Source organism: Pseudochelatococcus sp., from assembly GCF_050946405.1.
In the GTDB taxonomy this organism is placed as follows: Bacteria; Pseudomonadota; Alphaproteobacteria; order Rhizobiales; family Beijerinckiaceae; genus Pseudochelatococcus.
In genome coordinates, this window is record NZ_JBMNUS010000001.1 from 778,403 (window position 1) to 804,527 (window position 26,125).

General features: G+C 63.4%; 22 protein-coding genes, 1 tRNA gene and 1 pseudogene. 5 read left to right on the top strand and 19 right to left on the bottom strand.

Features of this window, described 5'->3' with window-relative positions; all coding sequences use genetic code 11:
- Positions 1 to 122: 122 nt before the first annotated feature.
- The gene (locus ACOYJQ_RS03400; protein ID WP_433456331.1) at positions 123 to 1,961 is read right to left on the bottom strand and encodes an ABC transporter transmembrane domain-containing protein; all 1,839 of its coding nucleotides are present in this window, start codon (positions 1,959 to 1,961) and stop codon (positions 123 to 125) included.
- Between the two features lie 262 nt (positions 1,962 to 2,223).
- On the opposite strand from ACOYJQ_RS03400, the gene rpmE reads away from it, so the two are divergent.
- Positions 2,224 to 2,457: a 50S ribosomal protein L31 gene (rpmE, locus tag ACOYJQ_RS03405; protein ID WP_433456437.1), complete on the top strand. Its 234-nt coding sequence runs from the start codon at positions 2,224 to 2,226 to the stop codon at positions 2,455 to 2,457.
- 143 nt (positions 2,458 to 2,600) lie between these two features.
- Here rpmE and ACOYJQ_RS03410 read toward each other — a convergent pair whose 3' ends face one another.
- Both ACOYJQ_RS03410 and ACOYJQ_RS03415 read right to left on the bottom strand, forming a co-directional pair.
- The gene (locus ACOYJQ_RS03410; protein WP_433456332.1) at positions 2,601 to 3,407 is read right to left on the bottom strand and encodes a MetQ/NlpA family ABC transporter substrate-binding protein; all 807 of its coding nucleotides are present in this window, start codon (positions 3,405 to 3,407) and stop codon (positions 2,601 to 2,603) included.
- Between the two features lie 132 nt (positions 3,408 to 3,539).
- Positions 3,540 to 4,319 (bottom strand): chromate transporter, encoded by a 780-nt coding sequence (locus tag ACOYJQ_RS03415; RefSeq protein ID WP_433456333.1) that lies wholly within the window; start codon positions 4,317 to 4,319, stop codon positions 3,540 to 3,542.
- Between the two features lie 360 nt (positions 4,320 to 4,679).
- Between ACOYJQ_RS03415 and purU the strand changes: the two genes are divergently transcribed.
- Positions 4,680 to 5,540: a formyltetrahydrofolate deformylase gene (purU, locus tag ACOYJQ_RS03420; RefSeq protein ID WP_433456334.1), complete on the top strand. Its 861-nt coding sequence runs from the start codon at positions 4,680 to 4,682 to the stop codon at positions 5,538 to 5,540.
- Positions 5,541 to 5,543: 3 nt separating this feature from the next.
- On the top strand, positions 5,544 to 6,422 hold the full coding sequence (gene folD / locus ACOYJQ_RS03425; RefSeq protein ID WP_433456335.1) for a bifunctional methylenetetrahydrofolate dehydrogenase/methenyltetrahydrofolate cyclohydrolase FolD: 879 nt from the start codon (positions 5,544 to 5,546) through the stop codon (positions 6,420 to 6,422).
- 148 nt (positions 6,423 to 6,570) lie between these two features.
- Here the strand turns inward: folD and ACOYJQ_RS03430 are convergent, their stop codons facing one another.
- The 7 genes from ACOYJQ_RS03430 to ACOYJQ_RS03460 all read right to left on the bottom strand — a co-directional run bounded on the left by ACOYJQ_RS03430 (position 6,571) and on the right by ACOYJQ_RS03460 (position 11,988).
- Positions 6,571 to 7,302, bottom strand: coding sequence for an AprI/Inh family metalloprotease inhibitor (locus ACOYJQ_RS03430; RefSeq protein WP_433456336.1), 732 nt, complete (start codon positions 7,300 to 7,302; stop codon positions 6,571 to 6,573).
- 246 nt (positions 7,303 to 7,548) lie between these two features.
- Positions 7,549 to 8,334, bottom strand: a complete 786-nt coding sequence (locus tag ACOYJQ_RS03435; RefSeq protein WP_433456337.1) for a succinate dehydrogenase iron-sulfur subunit — start codon at positions 8,332 to 8,334, stop codon at positions 7,549 to 7,551.
- Positions 8,335 to 8,368: 34 nt separating this feature from the next.
- On the bottom strand, positions 8,369 to 10,189 hold the full coding sequence (gene sdhA, locus ACOYJQ_RS03440) for a succinate dehydrogenase flavoprotein subunit (protein ID WP_433456339.1): 1,821 nt from the start codon (positions 10,187 to 10,189) through the stop codon (positions 8,369 to 8,371).
- A gap of 2 nt (positions 10,190 to 10,191) precedes the next feature.
- Positions 10,192 to 10,587 (bottom strand): succinate dehydrogenase, hydrophobic membrane anchor protein, encoded by a 396-nt coding sequence (sdhD, locus tag ACOYJQ_RS03445; protein ID WP_433456341.1) that lies wholly within the window; start codon positions 10,585 to 10,587, stop codon positions 10,192 to 10,194.
- A 52-nt stretch (positions 10,588 to 10,639) separates the two neighbouring features.
- Positions 10,640 to 11,053 carry a succinate dehydrogenase, cytochrome b556 subunit gene (gene sdhC / locus ACOYJQ_RS03450; RefSeq protein ID WP_433456343.1) on the bottom strand — a complete coding sequence of 138 codons (414 nt, stop codon included), beginning with the start codon at positions 11,051 to 11,053 and terminating at the stop codon, positions 10,640 to 10,642.
- Positions 11,054 to 11,292: 239 nt separating this feature from the next.
- Positions 11,293 to 11,682, bottom strand: coding sequence for a DUF167 family protein (locus tag ACOYJQ_RS03455; RefSeq protein WP_433456345.1), 390 nt, complete (start codon positions 11,680 to 11,682; stop codon positions 11,293 to 11,295).
- Between the two features lie 15 nt (positions 11,683 to 11,697).
- Positions 11,698 to 11,988, bottom strand: coding sequence for a YggT family protein (locus ACOYJQ_RS03460; RefSeq protein ID WP_433456347.1), 291 nt, complete (start codon positions 11,986 to 11,988; stop codon positions 11,698 to 11,700).
- Between the two features lie 268 nt (positions 11,989 to 12,256).
- On the opposite strand from ACOYJQ_RS03460, the gene ACOYJQ_RS03465 reads away from it, so the two are divergent.
- Positions 12,257 to 12,332: transfer RNA gene (locus ACOYJQ_RS03465), tRNA-Ala, on the top strand.
- A gap of 200 nt (positions 12,333 to 12,532) precedes the next feature.
- Complete coding sequence (locus ACOYJQ_RS03470) at positions 12,533 to 13,399, top strand: CPBP family intramembrane glutamic endopeptidase (protein WP_433456349.1); 867 nt, start codon at positions 12,533 to 12,535, stop codon at positions 13,397 to 13,399.
- A gap of 240 nt (positions 13,400 to 13,639) precedes the next feature.
- Here the strand turns inward: ACOYJQ_RS03470 and ACOYJQ_RS03475 are convergent.
- The 9 genes and pseudogenes from ACOYJQ_RS03475 to ACOYJQ_RS03515 all read right to left on the bottom strand — a co-directional run.
- Positions 13,640 to 14,061: pseudogene (locus ACOYJQ_RS03475) on the bottom strand (IS5 family transposase); the annotation flags it as partial.
- Positions 14,062 to 14,133: 72 nt separating this feature from the next.
- Complete coding sequence (locus ACOYJQ_RS03480) at positions 14,134 to 16,026, bottom strand: LysR family transcriptional regulator (RefSeq protein WP_433456351.1); 1,893 nt, start codon at positions 16,024 to 16,026, stop codon at positions 14,134 to 14,136.
- A gap of 201 nt (positions 16,027 to 16,227) precedes the next feature.
- Complete coding sequence (locus tag ACOYJQ_RS03485) at positions 16,228 to 17,565, bottom strand: MmgE/PrpD family protein (RefSeq protein WP_433456353.1); 1,338 nt, start codon at positions 17,563 to 17,565, stop codon at positions 16,228 to 16,230.
- A 76-nt stretch (positions 17,566 to 17,641) separates the two neighbouring features.
- A complete protein-coding gene (locus ACOYJQ_RS03490; RefSeq protein ID WP_433456355.1) occupies positions 17,642 to 18,427 on the bottom strand; it encodes an amino acid ABC transporter ATP-binding protein in 786 nt (261 codons plus the stop codon).
- 1 nt (position 18,428) lies between these two features.
- Positions 18,429 to 19,196, bottom strand: a complete 768-nt coding sequence (locus ACOYJQ_RS03495) for an amino acid ABC transporter permease (RefSeq protein WP_433456357.1) — start codon at positions 19,194 to 19,196, stop codon at positions 18,429 to 18,431.
- An 88-nt stretch (positions 19,197 to 19,284) separates the two neighbouring features.
- Entirely contained in the window at positions 19,285 to 20,007 is a 723-nt protein-coding gene (locus tag ACOYJQ_RS03500) for an amino acid ABC transporter permease (protein WP_433456359.1), read from the bottom strand.
- Between the two features lie 343 nt (positions 20,008 to 20,350).
- Entirely contained in the window at positions 20,351 to 21,250 is a 900-nt protein-coding gene (locus tag ACOYJQ_RS03505; protein ID WP_433456361.1) for an ABC transporter substrate-binding protein, read from the bottom strand.
- Positions 21,251 to 21,421: 171 nt separating this feature from the next.
- Positions 21,422 to 23,386 carry a hydantoinase B/oxoprolinase family protein gene (locus ACOYJQ_RS03510; RefSeq protein ID WP_433456363.1) on the bottom strand — a complete coding sequence of 655 codons (1,965 nt, stop codon included), beginning with the start codon at positions 23,384 to 23,386 and terminating at the stop codon, positions 21,422 to 21,424.
- 2 nt (positions 23,387 to 23,388) lie between these two features.
- A complete protein-coding gene (locus ACOYJQ_RS03515) occupies positions 23,389 to 25,443 on the bottom strand; it encodes a hydantoinase/oxoprolinase family protein (protein ID WP_433456365.1) in 2,055 nt (684 codons plus the stop codon).
- Positions 25,444 to 26,125: the final 682 nt, after the last annotated feature.

Below are 26,125 nucleotides of genomic sequence, written 5' to 3' on the forward strand. Positions count from 1 at the left end.
TTGCGCGGCCAACCGTCCGCACAGGCATGCCGCAATCACCCGGCAGCCGCAAGAGCGGGTATATCGCTTTCTGCCTGATTTCAAAAGGGGACCGCCGCATTTCCGGCGCCGATGCCCAGTTTTCACGCGCTGAACTGAAGCTGCGCCAGACGGGCGTAAAGCCCGCCCCTGCCGACCAGTTCCTCATGTCTGCCCTCTTCCACGATCCGTCCGCGCTCCATGACAAGGATGCGGTCGGCCGACAGCACCGTCGCGAGGCGGTGCGCGATGACGAGCGTGGTGCGCCCCTGCATCAGCCTGTCCAGCGCCGTCTGCACCAGCCTTTCGCTTTCCGCATCAAGCGCGGAGGTCGCCTCGTCCAGCAGCAGGATCGGGGCGTCGCGCAGGATGGCGCGCGCGATGGCGAGGCGCTGGCGCTGGCCGCCCGAAAGCGTGACGCCGCGTTCGCCGATGAGCGTATCGTAGCCCTGCGGCAGTTCCACGATGAAATCGTGCGCCGCCGCCAGCCGCGCCGCTTCCTCCACCTTGGCGCCGGGCGCGTCGGGCGCGCCGTAGCGAATGTTTTCGGTGACGGTTGCGCCGAAAATGACGGGATCCTGCGGCACAATCGCGAATCGCCGCCGCAATTGCGCGATGTCTGCCTGACGTGCGTCGATTCCGTCGATCAGCACGCGCCCTTCCGCCGGGTCGTAGAAGCGCTGCAACAATTGCAGGACCGTGCTCTTGCCCGCGCCCGACGGCCCGACGATCGCGACGCGCTCCCCCCGCGCCACGGAAAAGTCCAGCCCTTCCAGCGCCGGCGTCCCGGCGCGCGTCGGATAGGCGAAGGAGACCTGCTCGAAAGCGATCTCGGCGAGCGGCGGCTCGGGCAGCGGCGCGGGCGACGGCGGCGACACCACCGTGGCGCGCGTCGCGAGAAGTTCGCTCAGACGTCCCGCCGCGCCGGCCGTCTGCGACACCTCGCCCCACACCTGGCTCAATTCGCCGAGCGACGAGGCGGCGAACACGGCGTAAAGCACGAACTGCGACAGGCGCCCGCCGGTCATCCGCCCCGCCAGCACGTCCTGCGCGCCATACCACAGCACGGCGACGACGCTGGCGCTGACCAGAAACATCGCGACGGCGGTGAGCAGCGCGCGGGCGCGGGCGGAGAGGCGGGCGGCGGCGCAGGCTTCCTCCGCGGCGTCGCGGAAGTGGGCGGCCGTCTGCGCCTCGGCGTTGAACGCCTGCATGGTGCGCACGGCGCCGATGGCCTCGGTGGCGTAGGCGTTGGCGGCGGCGAGCCTGTCCTGCGCCGCCCGCGCGCGCTTGCGCACGCCCCGCCCCGAGAACACCAGCGGCAACACGATCAGCGGGATCGCCGCCAGCACCAGTGCCGACAGGCGCGGGCTGGAATAGACCATCATCGCGCTCGCGCCTGCGAAGATGACGAAGTTGCGCAGCGCCTGCGAGATGCTCGAACCGAAAGCCGACTTGATCTGCGTGGTGTCGGCGGCGAGGCGGGAGGTCAGTTCCCCCGTGCGCGCGGTGTCGTAGAACGACTGGTCGAGCGTCGTCAGATGGCTGAAGACGGACGCGCGCAGGTCGGCGACCACGCGTTCGCCGAGCGTCGTGACATAATAATAGCGCGTGGCGCTGGCGACGGCGAGCACGAACGCCACCAGCGCCAGCGTGAGGAAATAGGCGTTGATCAGCCAGCCGTCGATGCCGGAGAAGCCGTAATCGATGACCCGCCGCACGGCGAGCGGCAGCACCAGCGTGGCGCCTGCGGCGACGAGCAGCGCGGCGAGCGCGACGAGAACATGGCCGCGATATCGCCAGGCGAACGGCGCGAGCACGGCCAGCGCGCCGGGGTGCGGGCGGCGCGGCGCCTCGCCGTCTCGCGCGCTTTCCCCCGCATCCTCGCGCAGCGCGCCTGCGGGGCCGGCTGCGGCCTCGCCCGTCTTCGCTCTGGTCAGCACCCCTCCGGCTCCGTCCGTTTCCGCTACGATAGCGCATGGCTATAGATGTGCGCGAGGCGTTCCGCAAGACGTTCGTTGCAAGGGTTATAAACTGCGACGAGGCGTCGCTCTCCGCCTTCCCGCGCCGCCGCGATCGAAATGTTCGCTTGTGTCGCGCCCGATCCTGCGGTATAGGGTCGCGACTTCATCTTTTTCACAGACAGTCGTCAAAGGTCGCCCGTTCATGGTTGGCCTCGACGGAGACTTTTTCGAGGGCTGCGCCATGAAGGCCGATATCCATCCCGACTACCACTTCATCAAGGTCGTGCTGACGAACGGCACCGAGTATGTGACCCGCTCCACCTACGGCAAGCCGAACGATCAGTTGAACCTCGACATCGACCCCACCAGCCACCCGGCCTGGACGGGCGGCTCCCAGCAGCTTCTCGACCGTGGCGGTCGCGTGTCGCGCTTCAACAGCAAGTTCGCCGGCATCAGCTTCGGCGCGAAGAAGTAAGCCGGCCGGAACGGTCGCCGCGTTTCAATACGAAAGCCGGTTCCTGCGGGAACCGGCTTTGTTTTCGGCGCATGGTCGTTGGAGCACGGAGCGTCAGACGATTCCGTATGGTCGGAGCGCGCTCCATGTCGATAAGGTATGGCTCACCACGCCGGCAGGATCGAGCCCTTGAAGCGGGTTTCGAGGAAGTCGGCCACTTCCTTCGACTGGTAGGCGTCGACGAGCGTCTTCAGCGCCGGCTTGTCCTTGTCTTCCGTGCGCACGGCGATGAAGTTGCCATAGGGGTTGTCGGTCCGGCTTTCCTGCACGATGGCGTCGGTGACAGGGTTAAGCCCGGCGCCGAGCGCATAGGTCGTGTTGATCACCGCGCCGTCCAGATCGTCGAGCTGCCGGGTGATCAGCGCCGCGTCGAGCTCCTTGAACGCCACCTTCTTCGGGTTTTCGGATATGTCGAGCGGGGAGGCGTCGGCCTTCGCGGGGTCCTTGAGCGTGATCAGGCCGTTGGCCGCCAGCAGTTTGAGCGCACGGGCGCCGTTGCTGGGATCGTTCGGGATGCCGACGGCCGCGCCTTCGGGCAGATCCGCAAGCGTCTTGACCTTGCGCGAATAGAAACCGATGGGCTGGACGATCGTGTAGCCGATCGGCTCTATCCTGTAGCCGCGCGCGGCAATCTGCGCGTCGAGATAGGGCTTGTGCTGGAAGGCGTTGGCGTCGAGATCGCCGCGCGCCAGCGCCTCGTTGGGCAGCGAATAATCGGCGAAGATCACGAGTTCGACGTCGAGGCCCTTGCCGGCCGCGACCTTCTTCACCACCTCGGCGATTTCCTCTTCCTCGCCGCCGATGACACCGAGCTTGATCTTGTCCGCAGCCTGCGCCGGCGAAAGAGCCGCCAAACCCGCGAAAGCCGCACCGATGGCCAGCGCCGCAATCCTGCGCGTAATCCTTGTCATGATCGTCTCCTGAAATATATCGCGATCGCGCGCCCCGCGCCCGATCCCCGCCATTGATGTGGCCATATTCTACAGAGAATGTCTATGGATTTTATTTTTCCACAATCGTCGGCGGGTTTTGCATCCGTCGCCCTATCGTAGCAGGGCGAGGCCCGCGCCGCCGAGCGCCGTCAATGCCACGACGAGCCACGCCGGCGTCTTCCATGTCATGAGAAGCAGGATGGCCGCCAGCGCCAGTGACCATCGGGCTCCGGCGGGCGAAATGCGTGCGGGGGAGGGCGGTTCACCCGTACCGGTCGCCGTCCCGTCCGCCGTGCCGGCCAGCAAGCCGACTGTGGCCCCGAGCGCGATGGCGAGCAATTGTCCCGCCGTTCCGCCGGGGGCGATCGTGACGGCGACGGCCGCGACGGCCAGCGTGGCATGGACCCGGCCGACGCAGAAGCTGCGCGCCATGCCCCAGACGGCCTGTGCGACCACCGCGACCGCCACGACCTTGAGGCCGTGCAGGATGCCGGCCGCGACGGGCCCGGTGAGGAAGGAGGCGCCTTGCGCGAAAGCAAGCAGCAGCAAGACGGACGGCAGCGTGAAGCCGGCCCAGGCCAGCACGCCCCCCGCCAGCCCGCCGCGCATCACGCCCACCGCGAAGCCTGCCTGGCTCGATGCCGGCCCCGGCAGAAACTGGCAGAGCGCCACGAGATCGGTGAAATCGCGATCGGACAACCAGCCCCGGCGCACGACGAAACGCTCCCGAAAATAGCCGAGGTGGGCGATGGGGCCGCCGAACGACGTGATTCCGAGGCGGGTGAATTCCAGCAGAATATCGCCGAGATTCGCAAGACGATCCGCCGCAGGCGCCGGGTTGCCGGCAGGGTCGACGGCGGCGGGATCCGGATTTTGCTCTGCGTTGCTCATGGTCGCTCGTTCGGGTCGGCAAGATGGCCATATATTCATAACCGTTCCAATCTAGGAAAGGCGAGATGAATATCATGTGACGCCGTCGTGTTATCCGGTGCGCAAGGGCGCGGGGCCGGGGCGATAGCGCCTTTGGAATCCTGCGGAAAAGTGCTAGAGCGTGTTCCGGTCAGGCGGAATCGCCTGATCGACAAGAACTCGCTCAGACCAAGGCATGGCAGGGCAGGAGCCGACCCGCTCAGATCGACTTTTGCCCCGGGTGCCTGAGGCGATGTCTTCTGATGCGGAGCGCGGCGGCCTGCCCGTGCGAGCCGTCGGCGCCGCGCGGCCCGGATCCGCGCGCTTGCGGGAAATGGATTGATGCCAGAAAACACGTATTTTTTGAGCCTGTCGTGCCGCAATCGCCCCGGCATCGTGGCCGCCGTCGGGCGCTGCCTGTTCGAGGGCGGCGCCAACATTCGCGAGGCGCACCAGCATGACGATGTCGAGACGGGGGTGTTTTTCTCCCGCATCGGTTTCAATTTCGTCGACGGGGGCGATCTGGACGACCTGCGCCGCGCGTTCGCGCCGGTGGGCGACGCATTCGGCATGACATGGTACATGCGCCCCGTCGCCCGGCCGCAGCGGGTGCTGGTGCTGGTGTCGCGTTTCGACCACTGCCTGACGGACATCCTTTACCGCTGGCGGATCGGCGAGCTGAACATGGCGATTGCCGGCATCGTGTCCAATTATCCGCGCGAGACCTACCGGCATCACGATTTCGACGGCATCCCGTTCGACTATCTGCCGGTGACGGCCGCGACCAAGGCGGAGCAGGAAGCGCAGCTCTGGCGCATCATCGAGGAGCGGCAGGTCGATCTCGTCATTCTTGCGCGCTACATGCAGATTCTGTCGTCGGAACTTGCCGGCAGGCTCGCCGGGCGCTGCATCAACATCCATCATTCGTTCCTGCCCGGCTTCAAGGGCGCCCGGCCCTATCACCAGGCGCATGAGCGCGGGGTGAAGCTCATCGGCGCCACGGCCCATTACGTCACCGGCGATCTCGACGAAGGCCCCATCATCGAGCAGGACGTGGAGCGCGTGACGCATCAGGACACGCCGGACGCGCTGGTGCGCAAGGGCCGCGACATCGAGCGGCGCGTGCTCGCCCGCGCGCTGGCATGGCATCTCGACGGCCGGGTCATTCTGAACGGCCGCAAGACCGTCGTTTTCAGGGATTGAACGATGAGCGCCAGGATCATCGATGGCAAGGCCATCGCCCAGCATCTGCGTGAAACCATCGCGGCGGACGTCGCCCGGATCGCCGCCCGCCACGGCGCGCAACCGGGGCTCGCCGTCGTCCTCGTGGGCAACGACCCGGCAAGCGAGGTCTATGTCGGCTCGAAAGCCCGCCAGACGGTTGCGGTGGGCATGCGCTCCTTCGAGCATCGCCTGCCCGCCGACGTGCCGGAGACCGAGCTGCTCGCGCTGGTGGAGCAACTCAACCGTGACGACGCCGTGGACGGCATTCTCGTGCAATTGCCGCTGCCGGCCCATATCGACACCAACCGCGTGATCGAGGCCGTCGATCCCGGCAAGGACGTCGACGGTTTCCACCCGGTCAACGCGGGGCGGTTGATGATCGGTCTGCCCGGTCTCGTCGCCTGCACGCCGCTCGGCTCGCTGCTGCTGCTGCAAAGCGTGCATGCGGATTTTTCGGGCTTGTCGGCGGTGATTCTCGGGCGCTCGAACATCGTGGGCAAGCCCGTCGCGCAGCTTCTGTTGCAGCAGAATGCGACCGTCACCATCGCCCATTCCCGCACCCGCGATCTGCCGGGCCTGTGCCGCACGGCGGATATCGTCGTCGCGGCCGTAGGCCGGCCGGAACTCGTGCGCGGCGACTGGATCAAGCCGGGCGCGACGGTGATCGATGTCGGCATCAACCGCCTGCCGCCGGCGGCAGGCGAGGCCAAGGGGCGGCTCGTCGGCGATGTCGCCTTCGAGGAAGCGAAGAGCGTCGCGGGCGCCATCACGCCGGTGCCCGGAGGCGTCGGGCCGATGACGATCGCCTGCCTGCTGCGGAATACGTTGCAGGCGTTCAAGGCGCGACGCGGGATCGACTGATCCGGCAGCAGCAAACGCCGAAACATCCAGCCGGAAAATGTGTGCACTTTCCGGCTGGGCGTCTTATGAGACCGAAGACCGTTTCGGATCGATGCTTCTCGCTCCGGCTGTCCGTTCAAGCCGATGGATCGGCTTGAACGCAAACTGCTCAGCGGGACAGGGAGACGGGAGCGCCGGATTTGGCCAGCACGCCATTGAAGTTGCCGCCGCTGCCGCGCAGGCGCGCCACCACGTTGCCGCGCGCGTAGAGATAGACCTCGTTGCCGCGCAGATCCCAGGCGTTGACGCTGCCCAGATCCTGAGAGGCGCAGCCGCTGGACGATGCCTTGTAGAGATCGAGCGACGGCGAACTCGACAGCGTGACGCGGCAGGAACTGCCGGATGCTTCGCTCGCGCGCCAGCTACCCGTCACGGAAGTGCGCGAAGGCGCGACAGCCGGCGGTGGGGCCGCAGGCGGCGGCGAGGAGGGCAGCGCGGCGACCTGAGCGGGCGACGGCTGGCTCTGGTTCAGCGTTGCGGCGGGGTCCTGCCCGCGCGACAGGTCAATCGCCGGGTCGGGCGTTGCGGGCGGCTGGGCCGCGTCCGCGCCGGGAGGCGGCGGCAACGGCGTGGACACGACCGCTGGCGCGGGCGCCCGGCCCGGTGCCGGCACGATATCGTCGACAGGGGCGGGAATGACGCGGGCGGTGCTGTAAGGGCTCGTGCTGTAGCGACCCGTACCCTGGACGCCGGTGGAAAACCGCGCCGAATCGGCGCAGGCGCCAAGCAACAACGCAATACCCAGCGCCGGCGAAACCTGCATCGCACGCCGCTGCAACCGGCCCGGCGGCCGACGACGGGAAGCCGGGGCGCCGCTCATCGCTTTTGCGACCGAAATCATGCCGGAATTCATCTCATGCCCTCGCTACGGCCGGTGCCTTCAGCGCAGCCGGCCAAACGCCGCCACAACCCTTTGATGGGCGACCGCGTCAACTCGCCCACCTGTATGTTCTTGTGCCACGAATACCGACGAACGGGGAGAGAATTTTGACCCGGCGCGACAAACCCGATACGACATGGCGCATTCCTGCAACAGAATGCGCCATATTTTGCAAGACGTTGTGACGAGCGAACGATTCCGTGGGGCTTACACCTGCCGCACGACCATCATCTGCTTGATTTCGGCGATGGCCTTGGCGGGGTTGAGACCCTTCGGGCATGCGTTGGCGCAGTTCATGATCGTATGGCAACGGTACAGCCGGAAGGGATCTTCGAGATCGTCCAGCCGCTCGCCGGTGGCCTCGTCGCGGCTGTCGATGAGCCAGCGATAGGCCTGCAACAATGCGGCGGGACCGAGATAACGGTCGCCGTTCCACCAGTAGCTCGGGCACGAGGTCGAGCAGCAGGCGCAGAGAATGCACTCGTAAAGCCCGTCGAGCTTCTGGCGATCCTCGTGGCTCTGACGCCATTCCTTTTCAGGCGCGGGCGTCACGGTGTGCAGCCAGGGTTCCACCGAGGCATGCTGGGCATAGAAGCGCGTCAGATCCGGCACGAGATCCTTCACCACCGGCATGTGCGGCAGCGGATAGATGTTGACGATGCCGTTCTGCGCCACCTCGTCGATGCCGCGCGTGCAGGCCAGCGTGTTGGAGCCCGAGATGTTCATGGCGCACGAGCCGCAGATGCCTTCGCGGCAGGAGCGGCGGAACGTCAGCGTGGGATCGATGGTGTTCTTGATCCAGATCAGCGCATCGAGCACCATCGGGCCGCAATCGTCGCGGTTGACGTGATAGGTGTCCATGCGCGGATTGGCGCCCGTATCCGGGTCATAGCGGTAGATGTTGAACAGCGTGGTCCGGGTGGCTCCGGCCGGAGCAGGCCAGACCTTGCCGGACGTCACCCGCGAGTTTTTGGGAAGCCTGAACTCAGCCATTGTCTTTGCTCTCTTCGCTCATCCGTCCGGGAGATCAGTACACGCGCGCCTTGGGCTCGATGTACTGGATTTCGTTCGACATCGTGTAGGTATGCACCGGACGGTAATCGAGCGTCACCTTGTGGGAGTGGGTATCGAGCCACGCCAGCGTGTGCTTCATCCAGCTTTCGTCGTCGCGGTTCGGATAATCCTCGCGCGCATGCGCACCCCGGCTCTCGAGCCGGTTGAGGGCGCCTTCCATCGTCACCACCGCCTGGGTGATGAGATTGTCGAACTCCAGCGTCTCCACCAGATCGGAGTTCCAGATCAGCGAACGGTCGGAGACGCGCACGTCCTTGGCCGAGGTCCAGACGTCGTGAATGAGCTTCACGCCTTCCTCCAGCACCTCGCCGGTGCGGAACACCGCGCAGTTGGACTGCATGGTGCGCTGCATGTCGAGACGGAGCTGCGCGGTCGGCGTGCCGCCGGATGCATGGCGGAAGCGGTCGAGGCGCGACAGCGCGAGATCGGCCGAGTCCTTCGGCAGCTCCGGCTGCTTCTCGCCGGCGGTGACGACTTCCGCCGCCCGCAGGCCGGCGGCGCGGCCGAACACCACGAGGTCGATCAGCGAGTTCGAGCCGAGGCGGTTCGCGCCGTGCACCGAGACGCAGGCCGCTTCGCCGAGCGCCATCAGACCGGGAACGATCGAATCGGGATCGCCGCCGCGCTTCGTCACCACTTCGCCGTGATAGTTCGTGGGAATGCCGCCCATGTTGTAATGAACGGTCGGCAGAACCGGGATCGGCTCCTTCGTCACGTCGACGCCGGCGAAGATATGCGCCGATTCGGAAATGCCGGGCAGGCGTTCCGCGAGGATGGCCGGATCGAGGTGATCGAGGTGCAGGTAGATGTGGTCCTTGTTCTTGCCCACGCCGCGGCCTTCGCGAATCTCGATGGTCATCGAGCGCGACACCACGTCGCGCGAGGCCAGATCCTTGGCGGAAGGCGCGTAGCGCTCCATGAAGCGCTCGCCCTCGGAATTGGTGAGATAGCCGCCCTCGCCGCGCGCGCCCTCGGTGATAAGGCAGCCTGCGCCGTAGATGCCGGTCGGGTGGAACTGGACGAATTCCATGTCCTGAAGCGGCAGGCCGGCCCGCAGCACCATGGCGTTGCCGTCGCCGGTGCAGGTATGGGCGGAGGTGGCCGAGAAATAGGCGCGCCCGTAACCGCCGGTCGCGAGAATCACGAGCTGCGACCGGAAGCGGTGCAAGGTGCCGTCGTCGAGCTTGAGCGCGATCACGCCCCGGCAGCGACCTTCCTCATCCATGATCAGGTCGATGGCGAAATATTCGATGAAGAACTCGGTGCTGTTCTTCACCGCCTGCCCGTAGAGGGTGTGCAGCATCGCGTGGCCGGTGCGGTCGGCGGCGGCGCAGGTGCGCTGCGCCGTGCCCTGGCCGAAGTGCGTCGTCATGCCGCCGAAGGGCCGCTGGTAGATCTTGCCTTCCTCGGTGCGCGAGAACGGCACGCCCCAGTGCTCCAGCTCGTAGACGGCGGCAGGCGCGTTGCGCACCAGATATTCGATGGCATCCTGATCGCCGAGCCAGTCCGACCCCTTCACGGTGTCGTACATATGCCATTGCCACTTGTCGTCGCCCATGTTGCCGAGCGAGGCGGAGATGCCGCCCTGCGCCGCGACGGTGTGCGAGCGGGTCGGGAAAACCTTGGTGACGCAGGCTGTGCGCAGGCCGGCCTGCGAACAGCCGACGGTGGCGCGAAGGCCGGCGCCGCCAGCGCCCACCACCACCACGTCGAACGTGTGATCGGTGATCGGATAGGCGTTGCCGACGACGGCGGGAGAGGAAATCGTGGCCATCGTTAAACCCCGAACGAAATCTTGAGAACAGCGAAGATCGCCGCGATGGCGACGGCGCCGGCGAAGAGCGTGTTGGCGATGACGGCCAGCACCTTCAGCCCTTCGTGATGAACGTAGTCCTCGATCACCACCTGCATGCCGAGGCGCCCGTGAAAGGTCGCCGCGAGAATGAACAGCAGCAGGATGATCGCGGTCAGCGGATGGCCGACCAGCGCCCGCGCGGACTCATAGTCGCGGCCGGAAGCGCAGATGATGATCGCGATGAAGGCGAGAGCGAGGGGCACCAGCGCCACGGCGGTCAGCCGCTGCTGCCAGAAATGCCCGGTGCCGGACTTCGCCGAGCCGAGCCCGCGAACGCCCTTGACCGGCGTGCGGATGGAGAAATCGAACTGTCCCATGACGGCCTCCTTTGCCGGTCTCCTGTTGGCGGGTTCCTGCCCGATGTCGGGCTCAGCCGATGCTCAGGCCGACGGCCCACACCAGCACCGTCAACACGAGGGAGACGATCAGCGTGCCGCGGGCGAGCCCCATGCGCGCCTTGAGGTCGTAACCGTAGCCCAGATCCCATATGAAGTGCCGCAGGCCGCCCGCGAGGTGATGCAGCAGCGCCCAGGTGTAGCCGAACAGCACGAAACGCCCGATCGCCGAGCCGAACACGTCCTGCGCCGTGGCGAACGCTTCCGGCCCCGCCGCCAGCGCCACCAGCCAGTACACCAGCAGCAGCGTGCCGGCGTAAAGGGCGACGCCCGTCAGGCGGTGGATGACCGACATGGCCATCGTCCACGTCAGCTTGTAGATCTGAAGATGGGGGGACAGCGGGCGAGCCGCTGCGCGCTGGGGGGTGGGGGCTTTCGCCTCAGCCATGATCTCGGGTCTCCTCCACGACCACGGCGTCCCGAGCGGACGCCGACGGCAAACCGGAGCACGCTCCATAGTCTAGAGCTACTCGAAGTTGCAATGTTCGTATCCAATCTGCCGCGCCTTCGCAACGGATTGCGCTCGATTGCCGGTGACAAAAATCTGCGTCTGTCACCGCGCCGGGGAAGAGGATTGAGGCCGGAAGGCGGCGGCCGCGGCGGGAAAGGCGGGAGCGGGCGGCCGCCTCATGCGTCTGGCCGGCTCCGCTTGTGTCGGCCACCCTTGCCGTGCCGGCCGTCCCCCGCGGCTGCGGCGTCGGCGACGCTCGCGAGGGCCTGCGCGATGCCGGCGGGATCGCCGGCAAGGCGGATGGTTTTCAGGCGTGAGGTATGGCCGGAGGCTACCTCCGCGGCCGACGCCGGCAGACCGGCGCTTTTTGCGACCAGCTTCAGCAGGGCGGCGTTGGCGGCGCCGTCTTCCGGCGCCTGGCGCACGCGCGCGAGCAACACGGCACGCCCGTCCGAGAGCATGCCCCGCCCGTCGATCGAATCACGTCCTCCCCTGGGAGTGAGGCGAACGGAGAGGAGAACGCCTCCTTCTTCCGTTCGCCACGGTTCAGCCGTTTCGGCGTTCATCGCGGCAACGTTCCGTCAGGGCAGGAGCGGACGCAGGTAGCGCTCGATGAAGCTTTGCAGGAAGAACACCAGCAGCAGCAGAATCACCGGCGAGATATCGATGCCGCCGAGATTCGGCAGCAGGCCGCGAATCGGCCGCAGCAGCGGTTCGGTCAACTGGTGGAGAAAGTGCAGCGCCGAACGCACGAATCCGTTGCGCGTGTTCACGACGTCAAAGGCGATCAGCCAGCTCAGGATGGCGCTGGCGATGATGACGTAGGTATACAGGTTCAGCACGAGCTGAACGACGTCGAGAACCGATTGCATGTCGTCTCCTTGGGGCGCTTTCACTTTGGCGCCGCACCGTTCGGCGGCCAAAGCGGATATTGCCGCACCGTTATATCGCCCCCTTTCGTCAAGAGCCAGATGCCGGAAGCCGGATAGTGGGGGCGAGGTGACGGGAGTTGCCGGCCGGCATGGGCCTCCGGCGCGGACATCCGACAGGGCGCGCGAAAAACCCTGTGCACAATTCGCGCGATCGAGCGACGGAAGTCATTGACAGCGCGCCAGCCGGGACCTACAACGCCTCAATCTTGGGGCTGTAGCTCAGTTGGGAGAGCGCTGCAATCGCACTGCAGAGGTCGTGAGTTCGAATCTCATCAGCTCCACCAGTCACCTTTTGTCGTCATAAGTGGCTGATTTTCTTTGGGAAATAGGAACGAGAGTTTCAGTGCGTACCTATAAGACTCCCCTAGAATCGTACCTCAATACTAGGGGCAGGGCAGGCGCCGGCGAATCACAACAAGGCGTAATTGAACCATCAAGGTAAACGCCTATAAGAGATGGATCGCGCTGAAGCAGGGACGCCTCTATGACCCTCGCCGCCGGCATAACCTTTCCAGCCGACCACACGGCCCCGGCATGGCGTGCTGTCTGGGGCCTGTTCCTTCTGTGCGTGATCTTTCGGCTACTCGACGTCTTCGTGTTTCGGTCCGACGAGTGGTTTGGCGAGCAGGTTCTGACCAAGGCCCTAGGGTTGGCGGCGATCCTGGCCTATCTGTGGTTCGCGGGCAGGTCGGCAAGCGCCATCGGCGTACGCGCCGGAGGCTGGGACCGGGCCGTATTGATGGGCGTCGCCGTCGCCGGTGCTGCACTGGTGGCTGGATATACTGCCGAGGTTATCACTCTCTTCGTGTCCGGGCAGGCCCCTTCGCTGCGCATCGGATTTCAGGGCCATTCTCTTCTGCCCGACACGGCGATGCAGGGAGGACTGACCTTCGGGCTCGGACTCCTTGCGGGTAACCTGCTGAACTCGGCCATGGAGGAAAGCCTTTTTCGCGGGCTGATGATCAGCCATTTTCTTCTACGCATGAGCTTTGCGCGGGCGAACCTGTTGCAGGCGGTGTTGTTCGGCCTGTGGCATGTCATCTGGCCTCTACGTGGATGGATGGATGGCGAAATGAGCGCCCCCGTCGCGCTAGGCATTGCGGCAACTTACGTTATCTCGGCCGGTGTCGCGGGTTACGCGTGGGGTCTGCTGTTTCTGGCGACACGAAGCCTGTGGTCCGCCTTCACTGCGCATACCGTTCACAACAGCGTATTGAATGCTTTGCATGTCGATACCGGACTCGGGGAGGCGCCTCTGCTCGGCGTCCGGGTGAGCGTGGCCGTGATCGTCCTACTTGCGTTGTCGGCTCTGACCCTTTGGCGCAGGCGGTCTCAACCGTCCGACATCTGACCTCGGCCATGAGAAGCCTGCCAACGCCAAGCCCTATGCGCGGCAGTTTAAACGATCTATTGCGGCCCTTAAATGGGCTGCGAAAAGTTGAGATTGGTCAGCTTGGCAAGATAGCGGCTATTTGTCGCTGCTGTGGGGCTATCTCGCTTCCGACAGCTTCCAGCCGGAACGACCTCGCCCATACCTTCCCGTAACCCTTGAGAAAGAACCCGTAGTGAACGCTGTCCGCTTCCTCGGGAACAGGGTGACGGGACGGCCTTCGGCGTCGACCAGCGCATGGATCTTGCTGGTCAGACCGCCGCGGGAACGTCCCATGCAACCATCGTCTCCATCCCCTTTTTTCCCGTGGCCGCGTGCTGGTGGACACGGACACAGGAGGAATCGATCATGACGATGTCGCCGTCATAGGCTTCCGAAACCGCTGCGAGCAGGCGGTCCCATACGCCGGCTTTTCGCCAGCGAACGAAACGGTTGTAGCAGGTCGTTGGCGGGCCATAGCGTTCGGGAACCTCCGCCCATGGCGACCCCGTCCGAAACCGCCACAGAATGCCGTTCAACACTCGCCGGTCATCGACACGCGGCACACCACGCGGCTTGTTCGGCAGAAGCGGTGCAATGATGGCCCATTCCCGGTCGGTGAGTTCGTAACGGCGACGTGTCATCAAGGGCCTCCCTGTCGGAACCCTTGAATCACCAATCCATTCAAACACAAAGCGTATTTATGAGTTCACGGCCTAGGATTCAGCCGCAGCCAGGGGTTGTTTTGCATCTTCGAGAGCGTCGGCGAACGCATTTTTGATAAGCGCGATGAGGTGGCGTTCCATCTCGCTCAGTGGATTTTCCGTGGAGAAGATCGCCCAAAGACGGCGCCGGGGCACGATGTGGTCCAGCGGAAAGGCCTCGACCAGGCCCGCCTCAAGCTCTTTACGAACAACCGAAGCGGGAAGGATGGTTCCGAACGGCGAGCGACGGATGATGGAGACGATCAGCGGAATCGAGCCGAGCCGCATGACCGGTTCCAACTGGACGGTGGCTTTGGCGAGCGCCGCAATAAGCGTCTGATGCATTGTCACGTGGGCCGGCGCCAGTATCAGGGGGATCCTGCGCAACTCGTCGGCGGAAACCCGGCGGGAGTGCGGACGGAAACCGGCGCGCCGGTTCACGACCAATGAGATATCTTCGCTGGTGCCTATGGCGATGGAGCCCACCTGTAGAGCCACCCGTCCGACGATCGCAATGTTCAACCGCCCGCTGCGGATGCCCCCGTGCAGAACATCGCGCGGTCCTTCATCGACCTCGATATGGCATTCTGGATATTCACGGTGGAATGCGCTCAATGCCACCGCCATGCACTCGGACGTGCGCGAGTCGCTGCTCCAACTGGGCGGGAGACCGATGCGGATGGATTGCTGAAAATCGGCTGCGACCTTTCTGCTCATCCTGATGGCGGCATTGAAACAATGTTCGATCCCGACGCACATCGGATGAAGCTCCGCCGCGGACCCGGTGGGCGTGGAGCCGCCGCGTCCCTTCACCATCAGCGTGGTTCCCAGGGCCGCTTCAAGTTGAGCGATCTGCGCCGGGATCATCGGCGCCGTCAGGCCGACGGCGCGGGCGGCGCTTCGCATGCTGCCGGTTTTCAGGACGAGGTTCAGCGTACCGATTTGTCTCATTGTTGCCGCGGGGCGGAACGGCCGGCGGCTTTCGGATGGATCTTCCGTCGCGAGACGGCGCCGCAGTTCCGCCAGAAATGCTTTCACGACTGAATCATCGCCGGATTCGGCAACCTCGATCAGGCATGCAGGTGCGCCCGGCACCGCGCTCACCCGCGGGCCGGAAGCCGCAACGCGAGCGGGCAAAAGCGCGCGGGGCAAGAGCAGGTCATGGCTGGACAGGAGGCGGGCAATGCCGAAATAGTCCTGAAGACCCACCGCAGCGGCCGCAATATGATACGATGGTCTTATCTCGCTGAAATAGTGCGCGATATCATCGCTCAGAGTTCCCGGAAGTTCGGGAATAAGCAAATCCTTGAGCGTTTCTTTTCCTGTTCTTATATCCGATGGCGCCTCACCCGCCCTGATCCATATGTCCGCCGGCAACAGGGAGGCGCCGCGCGCACGGCTGTTTCCCTCGGTGCAGCGAACGGCGATCTCCAGTGACTGCGAGGAGGTGGATATCAGGGGAGCGCGATCGGTGTGCTGCTCGGCCGGCGAGCGTCGTGACAGGATAAGGTCGATGAAGCAAGCCGTCTGGATGGAATGCACATGCCGAATGGCATCGAGAACGGCATGCGCCAGTATTGTGCCGGTATATGCTTCATCCAGTTGAACGCCGAAGCTTCGGATGGCGCCATCGGTGGCCGAGGCGGTTCTCCGTTGCAGAAATTCCTCCGCCGATAACAGGCGGAGGCTGCGGTTATAAAGAAAAACAGATGCCGGCAATGGGAGCATGTTGCGACCGTGACGCGCGAACAGTTTCAATCCCAGCCGTGTTTCCAGCCCATGCAGCCGCGCGCTCAAAGCCGAGGTCGTCAGTTCAAGCGCATCCGCCGCTTGCGACATGCTCACGCAGTCGCAGGCGGCGACAAAAGCCGCAAGATGTGAAAAGTCTATTCTGGGCAGACTCATCCTGTGGTCGCTCTACACATCGTCAGTCTCCGGAGCGCTTTCCGATCAAACGAAATCATTTGATCGGAAAGCGCTCAAAGCAAGGAATCTGGAATATGTTCCGTTTCAACCAGGCAAGAGATATTCCAGACGGTATGTCTCCCATGCGAGACAGATATTGCCATCTCCCGCACAAATCAGGCCCCCGACAATTGTGAAACCCTATATACGCAACAGATCGCTGAATTCAGCTTGTCCATCCATTCCGCGCAGTGCGAGAAACAGCATTTCAGGTTGGGTGAGCGTCCTTTTGTTTGTGACTGCGATACATTGTTGTAGCTTGCCGAAAATGTCGTCCCAGTCCGGCGGATCTTCCGGCGCTCCGCGAGGGACTTTCCGGCGTGTCGTCAAGCGCCTTCCGTCTTTCAGAACAACCTCGATTTCTCCGGCGTCCTCCTCGTCGGGAGGAACGATCATGCAAACTTTAGGAACGAGATTGGCCACTTTCTCGCGCGCGAGCGCCGCCGTATCGAAATCTCCCAGTGTCACCTTGCCATGCGCCAACGCCACGGCAACGGTATAGTTCATGCTGAACTTCGCCTCGATGCCTGTTCTCGGGTCGGGGAAACGCAGATAATGCGTACACTCCTCCCGTACCGAACATGTTATCCGGTCTATGCTTTCCGTGTCGAGTGCATGGCGTTGCCGGAGTTCGAGCGCCCCGTCGATCGCAAGATGGGTACAACTGCAACACGGATAAAGTTTTACCGCAAGGCCGGGCGATATGAGCTCCCAGACTTCGCCGATCCCGGCCGGATCGATTTCGGAGAGCGACCGGTCGGTGAACGTGTCCAGGAAGCCGGCTTCGGCTTCGAGAATGTCGGCGCCGGCGGTGAAGCCCTCGCCGGCGAGGGCCGCCGCGATATAGCCTGCCTGCGCGGCGCGGCCGCAATGCAGGCTCTTGGTCATGGTTCCCGTATTGCCCAATATGCCACCGGCAAATGAACATGCGATGGCGAGGGCCCGTTCGGTTCCGCCGGCGTCCAGAGCGCGGAGATTGGCCGCGGCGGCTGCGGCGCCGAGCGCGCCCAGCGTGGACATGGTGTGCCAGCTGCGGCGCGTGTGCGCGGCGCCGACAGCGGCGCCGAGCTTGCATGCCACTTCGATGCCGACCGCATAGGCGCGAACGACATCCGCGCCGGCGGCTCCCACCATGCATGCGGTCGGGATCAGCGCGCTCAGGATCGGCGCGCTTGGATGGCCGTTCATCGAGCCTTCGCTGGTGTCGTCGAAATCGTCGGCATGCGCGCATACGCCGATGAGCATCGCCGCGATCGCCGGGTCGTTCCAGCGCCCGAGGCCGGGGACGATTATCCTGCCGTTGTCATCCGGCAGCGCGCTGACCCGCGTCAGCAACGCCGCGGCCCGGGAAGCGGAGCCGGCGAAAATACAGGCCAGAGTGTCGGCGATATGGAGCTTCGCCCGCTCGGGAACGCCCGGCGGCAACTCCCGTGTGTCGGCGATGAATTCCGCGAGGCGGGCGGTTGCGGACCGGGGCATGACGTCGGCTCCCTTGCGGCGGCTTGTGCGCTGGAAAAGAGTGGTTTGGCGAAGGCGCTCGCGACTTCCGGCACGCTCAGGCGATGCGTTCGAGGAACGAGGCCGTACGTGCGTTCTTGGGCCGCATAAAAATTTGCTCCGGCGGTCCTTCCTCGATGATGGAACCCTTGTCCATGACGACGACGCGGTCGGCAACCTCACGCGCGAAACCCATTTCGTGCGTGACGATGATCATGGTCATGCCTTTTCCGGCGAGTTCCTTCATTACCGCGAGCACCTCGCCGACCATTTCGGGGTCGAGCGCACTGGTCGGCTCATCGAACAGAACGATCTCGGGCTTCATGGCGAGAACGCGGGCAATCGCCACACGTTGCTGCTGCCCGCCCGATAGCTGGGCCGGATACTGGTCGCGTTTATCTGCCAGGCCGACACGTTCGAGGAGGGCAAGCGCCCCTTCCATCGCCTCCTGCCTTGGCTGTTTGAGAACATGGACGGGGGCTTCGATGATGTTCTGAAGCGCCGTCAGATGCGGAAAGAGATTGAAACGCTGGAAAACCATGCCGACGTTTCTGCGGATCACCGCCTTTTCCTTTTCGCTCAAGCTCGCTTTCTTGCTGCCGATGAGCTTGTTGCTTACAAGGACGCCGTTGAGAAAAATCTCGCCGCTCTGAATTTCTTCCAGGTGATTGATACAGCGGATGAGGGTTGTCTTTCCCGATCCCGAAGGCCCGATGACGACCACCGTCTCCTGCGGCTGAACGGTCATGGAGACGTTTTCGAATACGCTGAGCGTGCCAAACGACTTGCTCACACCGCGCAGTTCGACGGCGGGCGCGGCGCCGCCGCGGGGTTTTTCGGCCATATCAAGTATCCATCTGCAAGAGGTTGGTGGCTTTCGTGTCCGGCTTTCGTGCCGCCGTGCGCGGGCTCCAGGAAAGCTGCCTTTCGATCCACTGCTGGAGCAGAGTCCAGGCGCCGGTAAGAAGAAGATAATAGATGGAGATCACGGCATATGGCTCAAAGGTCTTGAAGGTGGCGGCGCGCAGACTGTCCGCGAAATGGACCAGCTCGGGCACCGCGATGATGCTGAGGAATGCCGTGGTCTTGAACATGATGTTGCACTGGTTGCCCAATGGCGGCACGATGATGCGAATGGCCTGGGGAAGGATGATCCGCCGCATGGCAAGCGCGGGAGACATGCCAAGCGCCTTGGCCGCCTCGCTTTGCCCGCGGTCGATCGAGCTTATCCCGGCCCGGGTGATCTCGCTCATGTAGGCGGCCTCATGGAGGCTGAATGCCGCGATGCCGGCCAGTATGGCGCCGCTGATGGAGAAAAACGGCGTATTCAATGTGGAGGGAAAAAGATCGACGCCCGCCAGGGCAGGCAGTCCGTAGTAGATCAGGAACATCTGGACAAGTATCGGCGTGCCGCGAAAGAACCAGACGTAAGCTTGATTGAGCCCGCGAAGCGCGCCGTATCGGCTCAGGCCGAACAGCGCCAGCGCCAGACCCATGACGATGCCGACGATCATGGACACGATAGTGACCGAAACGGTGATCCAGACGGCATGGAGCAGGGATGGGGGAGGCGTGAGGACAAGCTCAAGAAAGTATTTCACATCGAAGTTCACCGGCGACCTCCCCGAGCGAATGTTCCGAACGTTCCGCCGTCACGCGAAACAACGGCAGGCATTTTTACCAGTGGCGGCGAAGCAACGTTCATATCGGCATGAACCCCTTCGAATAGCGACGCTCCAGAGACCTTTGCGCAAAGCTCCAGGCCGTCGTGAGTGCGAGATAGTAGACCGATACCCCGAGATAAACCTCGAACGTCTTGTATGTGACTGAATTGACGGCATCAGAAATGAACATCATTTCCGGCACCGCAATCAGGTACAGAAGAGAAGTGGCTTTGAACATGCCGTTTACCTGATTGCCCAATGGCGGAAGCATGGTTCGGATTGCCTGGGGCAGAATGACGCGCTTCATCAGCAAGGCCGGCGGCATCCCCAGCGCCTTGCCCGCATCCCGTTGCCCGTCATCGACCGACGCGATCGATGCGCGCGCGATTTCGCTGATGTAGGCGGCCTCGTGCAAGGTGAACGCCACTACACCCGCGACAATCGCCCCCTGGATGGGGAAAATGCCGAATACCTGCACAGTCTGCGGAAAAAGATCGATGTTGATGAGATGAGGAAGGCCGAAATAGATCAGGATGACCTGAACCAACAGCGGCGTCCCGCGAAAGACGAAAATATAAGAACTGTTGAACCAGCGGAGCGCCCGGAATCGCGACAGGCCGCACAGGGAAAGCAGCAGCCCCAGCAACATCCCGAATGCCATCGACACGACTGTCGTCGTAATGGTTGTCAGCAACCCGAACAGCAACGCCGGCCGGGGATTGAAGACGAAGTTGAGGAAAAATGGCACATCGAACTGCATTTCGATAACGTTCCCGTTATGAGGACGAAGCGACCGGCCAGAGCATCGTTTCCGGTTTCGGAGCCAGCGCACCGGGTTGGAAAGCGCAGGCGCCGGTTAAGCCCGTGAAGGGCGATGGGCCCGCCATCCGCCGGGCCTTCCCGGAGCGTTCCTCGTTCAAGCGAAAGCGTTTGAACGACAGGAATTCGCTCGAAACAAGAAATTCAGCATATGTCCTTTTTCAATCCCGACAGAACATATGCTGGAGCGGAATGCGCTCAGGCTGAATCGCCATCCCGCTCTATCTTATCGATTCAACGCGTTTTCTTCACGCAAAGCAGTATCCGCTTTGCGTGAAAACGCTTTAGGGGCAGGGCACCTCGGCGCCGCAGAATTCCACCAGACCTTTCATGCCCCACGCTTCGGCCGACTTTTCGATGAAGCCGTTCTTGTAAAGCGTCGCATAGGCCTTTTGCACGGCATCCCGCATGTGAGAGTCGTCCTTGCGCATCACGATACCGATGGTGAGCGGATCGATGGGCATGCCACCGACTTCGAACTTGTCTCCCGCGATGTTGACGAAGTAACCGATCGACATCGCATCGCCGATGAAGGCGTCGACACGACCAAGCTCAAGCTGGCGGGCGCCCGTCGTGTATTGAGGATAGGACTGGATCTCGATCGGCTTCTTCCCCTCGGAAACGGCCTTTTCGCTTGCCGCCTTCAGAAGGCGCTCCGTCGTGCTGGAGACGAGGACGGCGGCGCGACGACCGGAAAGGTCTGCGAAGGTCTTCAGGGCGAGCGGGTTCCCCTTCGGCACCATCAATCCCAACCGCATCGTCATGTATTCGACGAAATTGTACTTCTCGATGCGGGCGGGCGTTTTGGCGCTGTTCGCCATCACGGCGTCGCACTTGCCGGTTTCGAGCGCCGCGAAGATACTGGCAAACGGATAGTTCACCACCTCGCTCCTGATCCCCATCACCGGGCCGATTGCGGACATGACGTCGACGTTGAAGCCTTTCGGCGTCGCGCCATCCTCGGCCAGGAACGCACCGGGCGGATTTCCCAACTCCGTGCACAGGACGATCTTGCCGGCCTTGGCGAGCTTTTCCGACGGCTCGACGGTTTTCGCAAGCTCGGCCGGAACCTTGACTTCGTAAGCCTTGCCTTCGGCGGCTTCTTCAGCCCGGACCGATGGCGAGATGCCGGCTCCTGCGATGAGGGAGAGAGCCATAACGACTACTAAAGCGCGATTATTCATTTCATTCCCCTTTGTTCTGGTAGATTTGACGTCGACGTTATCGAAACTTCTCCGAGTTTCTGACGCCGATCATATGTAGTTATTGTATTCATGCTGCCATGCGGCTTGGTGAATGACGTCGCCAGATGCTCCTTATAGGTCGGGCGCGGCTGAATCTGCCGCGCCGACAGGTTACGAAAACTGCAACTGCCTGCTTTCTTCGGCCAGCGCATCGGAAATGACGTCGACGGTTGCCGGTTCGCTCTTGTCCACGAAGCGGGACACCGTGTTGCGCACCAGAATCGGCCTCATCGATGCGTCGTAACGGAAGGCTCCAACCGCAAGTGCGGCACGCGCCTCCATCGGCCAGATCGCATCGAACGCACGGCGAGTCTCGCAGACGGAAAACCGGCCTTTCCGGGTCGGCATCGTCACTCGCGCCGCGCTTGTCGCGGCTTCATCGACCGAAAAATCGTCTTTAACGACGACGCCATACGCCGTCCGGGCCCATTCCGCCGAAACCAGACCGCGCCTCACATCGCCGGCGACCAGCTCCGGGTCCCGCTGCGACGCGGGGCCGAACCCGCCGCCGGCGGGCGTAATCAGCCGCACCACGTCGCCGCGCTTGAAGTGCAGCACATCGATCTTGCCGATATCGCGCTCGTCTTCGGTGCCGGGGTTCATGATGACGCGGGCGAGCGATCCGGGCTCTCCGCCCTCGACCCCCCAGGGCGCGAACTTGAGGCGGTCCATTCCGCGGACGGTCATGACCGCCTCGACATCGGTGTTCTCCAGGTCGAGAACAACGGCGGCCCCGCTGCGCCAGCGGCCGGGCGCCTGACTGTCCGGCAGCAGACCGTAACGGCGAACGCGCATGATCGTTTCGACTTCGATGGTCTCGGCCGGCACCGTCAGCAGCGAGCCGGACCGGTTGTCGATGCCGTCGATCCCGTCCTGTCCGAGCCGGCCGCCGCCGCCGCCGCAAATCGGATTGATGACGCTGACGCGCTTCCCGCCGTGCAGCCGGTCGCGCCCCGTCACCACGATGATGCCGGACATGCCGGGGCCCGCCGCCGCCAGCGCATCGGGAATCGCCGCGTTCAGGCAACCGAGCACGACATCGTACACGCGGGTCGACGCCGTGACGCGCGATCCGCCGGCCGCGGGAAAATCGGCGTTAATGATGGTGCCGCGCGGCGCTATGATCTTGACGGGACGCAGAAGGCCGCGGTTCCTCGGTGCATCCGGCGCTTTCGTCAGGATATAGTAGATCAGCGATTGCAGCGTGTAGGGATGCGTCGTGGTGCCCGTTACATAATTGAACGCCGCCAGAACCTGCGGGTCCGTGCCCGTGAAATCGAAGGTCAGATTGCTTCCCTCGACAGTCATCCGGGCATGGATATTGATGAATTCGCCGGGGCGCATGCCCTCGATGTAGTCGGCGAATTCATAGGTCCCGTCCGGGATGGCCGCGATCACTTCCCGCGCGCGCGTCTCGGAAAGCGCGAGCGTGGCGTCCATCCCTTCCAGCACGCCCTCGGTGGAATAACGGCTGCACAACTGGCCGAGCCGGACATCCATGCTCTTCAACGCCGAAAGCATGGCCTGGATATCGCCCCAGAGTTCGCTGGAGATGCGGCTGTTGTCGAGAAGGATATTCTTGACGGCCTCGTTGAGAACGCCTTCCCGGTAAAGCAGGACCGGACGAAGGCGCAGGCCCTCCTGGAACACTTCGGTCAGCGTGGGAGCGATGCTGCCGGGAACGGCGCCGCCGATATCGGACGCATGTACGAAAGCCCACGCCAGAGCGATCAGCCGGCCGTCCTGGAAGATGGGGCGCACAAGCGACACGTCCATCATATGAGTGACCATCCCGTCGCTCGAAAACGGGTCGTTCGTGATGATGCAATCGCCGGGCTTCAGCGACGAGAGCGGGATGTCTCCAAGCCCTCCCTTCACGGACAAGCCTATGAAAGCGCTGACGCCGGTGTTGATCGGGTAGGCGAAGGCCTCTCCGTCCGCATTGGCGAGCGCGCACTGGAAATCCTGAACAAGCTTCACGAATGTCGTATGCGCCGTGCGTTGCAGCGTCGAGGATGCCTCTTCGACGATCGCGTTGAAGCGATTGGCCATGATGGCGGTTTGAACGGGATCCATGCTCAGCCCCTCCGATCCAGAGAAATTGCGCCGGAGCCGATTGCTCCGGCCGTGTAGGCGGCCGGGACCAGAATTGTCGAGTCGTCCTCCTCGATGATGCAGGGCCCTTCGACCCTGTTCCCCGTCGTCAGTTCCCTGCGGGCATAGATCGGCGTATTCGGATACAGCCGCCCCCCGATGCGCAGGTCGCGCCGGCCGATGGGCCGGACCTCGCCGGAACTTGTCGGCGAGATGCTTTCCTGCGAGGGGGCGGGCAGGCTGCCCCGGATGCGAACGCGCAGTTCCACGAACTCAACCGCGGCGGTCCGGTCACAATGGGCATAGAGCCGGTCGTGCTCGTCGTGAAAACGATCGGCGATGTCCGCCAGCTCCGGGAAGCTGCCATCGGCATTCGTCGGGACGGACACCGGCACCTGAAAGGACTGCCCCTTATAGCGCAGCTCCGCCCAAAATTCGTGATCGATCGCGGTCAGGCGGTCGAGTTCCACCTGCTGCCTGAGCCAATCGAGCGTTTCCGACCGGAGACGCTCGAAAGTACCGGAAAGCGCCTCATGGGTGACGGTCGTGCCCTGAATGACGGTGACGACATCGTGGGTAAGCGTCGTCACGACCCCGCCGCAGGCGCAGAAGACGGAAGGCGCGGCCGGCACGATGACGGAACTGATGCCGACCTCATCCGCAAGCAACGGCCCATGCAGCGCCCCGTTGCCGCCGAACGTCACCAGCGTCACGTTCTGCGGATCGAGGCCGTGGGCGGCAAGATAGGGCAGAATTCGGCTGACCATCGTCGAGGTCGTCACCGAAAGACAGGCATCGGCCGCTTCCTCCGTCGACACCGCAAGCCGGCCCGCAACCGCGTCATAAGCCGTTGCGGCGCGTTCCCTGTCGAGCGGCATGGCGCCGCCGAGGAAGTTCCGGGCATTGAGGTAGCCGCACAGGAGATAGGCATCCGTCACGGTCGGCCGCTCTCCGCCGCGGCCGAAGGAGGCGGGTCCGGGGAACGCGCCGGCGCTTTCGGGGCCGATCCGCATTGCCGGCCCGTCGAGCTGGACCAATGATCCGCCGCCGGCGCCGATCGCCTCGATCTCGGTCACAGGCAGCGTAATCGGGAAATCGCCGACGGCTCCTTGTGCGGTCACGGTCGGGTTGCCCTGGCGCACGAGCGACACGTCCGTGCTCGTGCCGCCCATGTCGAACGTCAGCAGGTATTCGTGTTTGCTGAGAGCCGAGACGGTCTGTGCGGCCGTCACTCCCGACGCCGGCCCGGACAGCAGCGTGTGCACCGGAAATTTGACGGCATCCGACAGCCCGAGCGCCCCGCCGTTGGAGCGCGTCACGAACAGGCGCGCGGAGGAGAGCCTGCCGGAGACATAATGTTCGATCTCTTCCAGATAGGTCTGCACACGCGGTTTGACATATGCGTTCAAGGTTGCATTGACCGCGCGCTCGTATTCGCCGATGCGCGGCCAGATTTCGCTCGAAATGCAGACGTCCATTTCAGGATCGGCCGCCTTGATCAGACGGCGGACCTCGTGCTCGTGTTGCGGATTGCGAAAGCTGTGAAGCAGGACGACCGCGATGGCCCCGATATTGCCGGCCCGGACCGCGGCTACGGCCCGATGCACCGCCTCCGCGTCGACGGGCGCGAGCACCTCGCCATCGGCATCGAGACGCTCGGGAATCTCGAACACGAGGTTGCGAGGCACCAGAGGAACGGCACGGGAGGAGAAGAGATCGATCGGGTTTTTCAGGCGAAGCCGCTGAAGCTCGAGAATATCGCGAAAACCATCCGTGACGAAAAGGGCGACAGGCTCTGCCGAGCGCTCGATTACCGTATTCGTGCTGACGGTCGTGCCGTGCATCACGACGACTTCGTCGTTATCCGAAATCCGCAACTCGCTCAGGAGCGGCTCGAACCCGTTCCTGAACCCTTCCGCAAACCGCGGCGGGGTGGACGGCACCTTCAGGCGAATAATTCCCTCGGAGCTGTCGGACCGCCAGCCGACAAAGTCGGTAAATGTACCACCGATATCGACCCCTATTCGGACAAGAGCCATCGAACACTTCCTATCTTGAATCCTCCCGATGGCGATGAATTATCCTCTCAGGCAGAGCGCCCGGTGAATTCGTTTCTCGCAACCGGCTCTGATAAGATCGATGTTATGTTGGAATGGCGCGCGGCTTATAGTGAGGTTTTTTTGAATCGGGTGAAAATTCTTTTTGAACGAACGGTCCCTTTGTCTCCCGCTCACCCGTGCGGGAACGGCATGTGGCGACATGTAAGCCACTTACGCATAAGGGTTTATCACCTCCTGAAGCGGTAAGGCCGCCGAAGTTGCTCCGGCGGCCTCACCGCTTCAGGACTGATTTTGACGGGTCTCTTTCGGCGCGGCCGGCGCGACGGATTTTCAGGTTGAATCGCGCCGCCATTTCCGCCGATTGTTTAGACATCAAGCTGAAAATTATGCATTATTTTCGGTGTGATGCTTTAAGCTTTCGCTTTTGAGCGAATTATCATCGATAATAGGCTCTCAATTGATCGGAGCGCGCTCCAAATTCCATATTTTACCGCCACTTGCGTTCAAGCCGATGGATCGGCTTGAACGCAAACCGCTCTAGGGTCTAAACTCAACGGCTAATTTATGATTCAATCGGCTCATGGAGGATATCATGCCATGAGTCGGTTGTTTTGGTTGAATGACGAGCAGTGGTCGAAGATCGAGCCGCTTCTACCGCATT

Excerpts from the sequence above, each read along its gene's own strand:
- ACOYJQ_RS03470 (WP_433456349.1), top strand. The coding sequence starts at position 12,533 with ATGACCCTCGCCGCCGGCATAACCTTTCCAGCCGACCACACGGCCCCG.
- purU (WP_433456334.1), top strand. The coding sequence starts at position 4,680 with ATGCCAGAAAACACGTATTTTTTGAGCCTGTCGTGCCGCAATCGCCCC.
- rpmE (WP_433456437.1), top strand. The coding sequence starts at position 2,224 with ATGAAGGCCGATATCCATCCCGACTACCACTTCATCAAGGTCGTGCTG.
- sdhC (WP_433456343.1), bottom strand. The coding sequence starts at position 11,053 with ATGGCTGAGGCGAAAGCCCCCACCCCCCAGCGCGCAGCGGCTCGCCCG.
- folD (WP_433456335.1), top strand. The coding sequence starts at position 5,544 with ATGAGCGCCAGGATCATCGATGGCAAGGCCATCGCCCAGCATCTGCGT.
- ACOYJQ_RS03490 (WP_433456355.1), bottom strand. The coding sequence starts at position 18,427 with ATGGCCGAAAAACCCCGCGGCGGCGCCGCGCCCGCCGTCGAACTGCGC.
- ACOYJQ_RS03515 (WP_433456365.1), bottom strand. The coding sequence starts at position 25,443 with ATGGCTCTTGTCCGAATAGGGGTCGATATCGGTGGTACATTTACCGAC.
- ACOYJQ_RS03505 (WP_433456361.1), bottom strand. The coding sequence starts at position 21,250 with ATGAATAATCGCGCTTTAGTAGTCGTTATGGCTCTCTCCCTCATCGCA.
- ACOYJQ_RS03460 (WP_433456347.1), bottom strand. The coding sequence starts at position 11,988 with ATGCAATCGGTTCTCGACGTCGTTCAGCTCGTGCTGAACCTGTATACC.
- sdhD (WP_433456341.1), bottom strand. The coding sequence starts at position 10,587 with ATGGGACAGTTCGATTTCTCCATCCGCACGCCGGTCAAGGGCGTTCGC.
- ACOYJQ_RS03415 (WP_433456333.1), bottom strand. The coding sequence starts at position 4,319 with ATGAGCAACGCAGAGCAAAATCCGGATCCCGCCGCCGTCGACCCTGCC.
- ACOYJQ_RS03485 (WP_433456353.1), bottom strand. The coding sequence starts at position 17,565 with ATGCCCCGGTCCGCAACCGCCCGCCTCGCGGAATTCATCGCCGACACA.
- sdhA (WP_433456339.1), bottom strand. The coding sequence starts at position 10,189 with ATGGCCACGATTTCCTCTCCCGCCGTCGTCGGCAACGCCTATCCGATC.
- ACOYJQ_RS03435 (WP_433456337.1), bottom strand. The coding sequence starts at position 8,334 with ATGGCTGAGTTCAGGCTTCCCAAAAACTCGCGGGTGACGTCCGGCAAG.
- ACOYJQ_RS03500 (WP_433456359.1), bottom strand. The coding sequence starts at position 20,007 with ATGCAGTTCGATGTGCCATTTTTCCTCAACTTCGTCTTCAATCCCCGG.
- ACOYJQ_RS03430 (WP_433456336.1), bottom strand. The coding sequence starts at position 7,302 with ATGATTTCGGTCGCAAAAGCGATGAGCGGCGCCCCGGCTTCCCGTCGT.
- ACOYJQ_RS03480 (WP_433456351.1), bottom strand. The coding sequence starts at position 16,026 with ATGAGTCTGCCCAGAATAGACTTTTCACATCTTGCGGCTTTTGTCGCC.
- ACOYJQ_RS03455 (WP_433456345.1), bottom strand. The coding sequence starts at position 11,682 with ATGAACGCCGAAACGGCTGAACCGTGGCGAACGGAAGAAGGAGGCGTT.
- ACOYJQ_RS03410 (WP_433456332.1), bottom strand. The coding sequence starts at position 3,407 with ATGACAAGGATTACGCGCAGGATTGCGGCGCTGGCCATCGGTGCGGCT.
- ACOYJQ_RS03510 (WP_433456363.1), bottom strand. The coding sequence starts at position 23,386 with ATGGATCCCGTTCAAACCGCCATCATGGCCAATCGCTTCAACGCGATC.